Below are 3,562 nucleotides of genomic sequence, written 5' to 3' on the forward strand. Positions count from 1 at the left end.
AAGTTTTATTTAACTCTCTGAGGTAGTTCGTGCCTCGCTATGCGTTGGCGTTTCCCGTCTCAGTGGGGTCGCATTATAGGGAGCGGCGGATTTTACGCAAGCGTTATTTGCATAAAATAGTAATTAAAATTAAGCCCCAAGCAAGCACACATGATAAGCACAAGTTACCCACAAAACCCTGTTGATAACTCTGCTTTTGAACTTTAAAACTAAACACTTTTACCCTGATGTGATAAGTTGCGGTCACTTTTTTTAACTCATGTATTTAGGCAGTATCCATGACAGACATAATAAATAGTATAAGTGCCCTTCTATGGGGGCAAGTTCTCGTCTACTTATTAATAGCAGCGGGCCTCTTCTTTACTTTTCGACTAGGCTTTATTCAATTTGTGCAATTCCCACATATGTTCAAAGTTATGTTTGGTTCTCGTAAATGTGCCGATAACGAAATTTCATCCTTTCAGGCTTTTTGTACTTCATTAGCAGCACGCGTTGGTACAGGTAATATGGCTGGTGTTGCTGTTGCTTTATATCTAGGTGGTCCAGGTGCTATTTTCTGGATGTGGGTTATTGCATTAATAGGTATGGCAACCAGTTTTGCCGAAAGTACTTTAGCTCAGGCTTATAAAACAAAAGATGCAGATGGTAATTTTCGAGGTGGCCCTGCTTATTATATGCAAAACGGTTTAGGCAAACGTTGGATGGGAACTTTATTCTCCTTATGTTTAATTTTAGCCTTTGGTTTAGTATTTAACGCAGTACAGTCAAACTCTATTGCTGCAGCATTTGAAGTAGCGTTTGATGTACCTAAGTATATAGTAGGCATTTGCTTGGTTATCGGCTCTGGTATTATTATTTTTGGTGGATTGAAAACGATTTCTCGTTTTGCCGAAATGGTTGTGCCGTTTATGGCATTAGCTTACTTATTAGTTGCCCTTTACGTATGCGCTATAAACTTCACTGCATTACCTGATGTAATTGTACTTATAGTAAAAAGTGCTTTTGGTATTGAACAAGCCGGTGCAGGTGCAATTGGTTATGGTGTTACGCAAGCTATGATCCAAGGTATAAAGCGTGGTTTGTTTTCAAACGAAGCTGGTATGGGTAGTGCAGCTAATGCCGCTGCAACTGCAACGCCTTACCCTCCTCACCCTGCATCACAAGGTTATGTTCAAATGCTAGGTGTATTTATTGATACTATTGTTATTTGTACAGCGACTGCTTCTCTTATTCTGTTATCGCAGCAATTAGTACCTGAATCAGGTGTTATGGGGATTGAACTTACACAAGCGGCGTTACAAGAACATGTCGGCGACTGGGGTACTTACTTTATTGCCATTGCTATATTGTTTTTTGCTTTTACTTCTATTGTGGCTAATTACTCTTACGCTGAAACAAATTTAATGTTTTTAGAGCACAACTCTAATAAAGGGATGTTTATCTTTAGACTGGTTGTTCTAGGTATGGTGATGTTTGGTGCTGTTGGTGAGCTTGGTTTAATTTGGACGCTGGCAGATATATCAATGGGTTTAATGGCCATTGTAAACGTTATAGCGTTATTTATGCTTTCAGGAGTTGTTGTATGGCTGTCGAAAGATTATAACGAGCAACGCAAGAAAGGTCTAATACCTACCTTTGATAAAAGTAAACATCCAAAACTCGATAAAGAGGTTGACCCCGAAGCCTGGAAATAAACAACAAACAGCGAGCTACGGCTCGCTTTTTTAGTTCTATAATTTATTTACGCACCCAATTTAATGTCAAACATCACTTTTAATAAAAAACTTATATTAAGCTTAAAACTATTTTATATTTAACTACGTAAATTAAGCGTAATTAGTTATCTATAATAAGGAGCACCAATGGATAACATGAGTAAAAAGTACAGTATCGACACGACCGATTATCAGGTAGGTCAAGATAATGTGCAAAAATGGGGATTTGACATTCATAATCCTGTATTCGGGATAAGCGCCTTCTTAGTCGTATTATTTGTCGTGCTAACTTTAGTTTTTGACCCTACTGTCACTCGAGATTTTTTAACGTCCACCAAAAACGCCATCATAAACCAATTCGATAGCTACTTTATGCTTGTCGCGAATAGCTTTGTGATTTTTTGTTTTGTTTTAGCGCTCTCACCTTTAGGGAAAATTAGACTAGGCGGCATAAAAGCTAAACCAGAGCATGGCTACTTATCTTGGCTTTCAATGTTATTTGCTGCAGGAATGGGCATTGGTTTGCTATTTTGGGGAGTTGCAGAACCAACCGCTTATTTTACAGGTTGGTACCATATGCCAATGAATGCTGAGCCCAATTCAGCGCAAGCACATTCATTAGCATTGGGCGCAACGATGTACCACTGGGGACTACATGGTTGGTCTATCTATGCGGTTGTAGGATTAAGCTTAGCATTTTTTGCTTTCAATAAGGGATTGCCTTTATCTATACGCTCTGTATTTTATCCAATTTTTGGCGATCGCGCATGGGGGTGGCTCGGGCATATCATTGATATACTAGCTGTGCTTTCTACATTGTTTGGTTTAGCGACGTCATTAGGTCTTGGCGCGCAACAGGCAACAAGTGGTATAAATTACTTATTAGGTACCGACTACGGCACCGCATTTCAAATTACAGTTATTGGCTTAGTAACATGTATTGCTATTTTTTCTGTGATGAGAGGAATTGAGGGTGGTGTTAAAGTCCTTAGTAATATAAATCTGATTTGTGCATTTATTTTATTGCTCGCCGTTATTGCACTCACCTTTTCTGATGCGATTGGAGCCGTATGGTTCACCCTTGGTGCATATGTAGAACACTTTATTCCATTAAGTAATCCTTTTGGAAGAACTGACGAAGACTGGATGCACTCGTGGACTGTATTTTATTGGGCGTGGTGGATATCGTGGTCGCCATTTGTAGGTATGTTTATTGCTCGTGTTTCCAAAGGACGTACCGTACGTGAGTTTTTACTCGTAGTTATCGGACTACCCACACTTCTTAGTTTGGTTTGGATGGGCGTATTTGGCAATAAACCAAGTTATAGATAAAGTAGGACCACTTGGACAAAATGGTCTAACTGATATTTCGGTAACACTATTTCAAGTATATGAACAACTACCGTTCTCTAGCTTTATATCTATTATGTCGATTGCATTAGTTTTAGTATTTTTTATAACATCGTCTGATTCAGGCTCCCTAGTTATAGATGGTATTACAGCTGGCGGTAAAATTGATGCACCTGTTCCACAACGAATCTTTTGGGCAACAGTTGAAGGGGTTATTGCAGCTGTATTACTCTGGGTAGGAGGATCACAAGCATTGCAAGCGCTACAATCAGGAGTCGTTACGACTGCCCTACCATTCTCTATTGTGCTTATTTTGATGTGTGTTGCTCTCATTCAAGGCTTATTAAGTGAGTACCCCATTTACAAAACACAAATTAAACAACAGTAACTATTATTAAAGCGGCCTATATGGGTTAACACCGATCAGTTAAGGTATTTTTGATCGGTTGACCGATTTTTTGGTTGCTTCACAATACCCTTATCATCTTTTGATTATG

General features: G+C 39.0%; 1 protein-coding gene and 1 pseudogene. Both read left to right on the forward strand.

The features are described 5' to 3' along the window. The first annotated feature begins 278 nt into the window (after positions 1–278). Complete coding sequence (locus GQR55_RS19725) at positions 279–1,694, forward strand: sodium:alanine symporter family protein (protein WP_166421932.1); 1,416 nt, start codon at positions 279–281, stop codon at positions 1,692–1,694. Positions 1,695–1,862: 168 nt separating this feature from the next. Further along, positions 1,863–3,453 (forward strand): annotated as a pseudogene (locus GQR55_RS19730) (BCCT family transporter). The last annotated feature ends 109 nt before the right edge of the window (positions 3,454–3,562 follow it).

The sequence above is a fragment of the Pseudoalteromonas sp. Z1A8 genome (genome assembly GCF_011378855.1).
In the GTDB taxonomy this organism is placed as follows: domain Bacteria; phylum Pseudomonadota; class Gammaproteobacteria; order Enterobacterales; family Alteromonadaceae; genus Pseudoalteromonas.

Bases quoted from the DNA above. Each gene is read 5' to 3' on its own strand.
- GQR55_RS19725 (WP_166421932.1), top strand. From the start codon at position 279: ATGACAGACATAATAAATAGTATAAGTGCCCTTCTATGGGGGCAAGTT.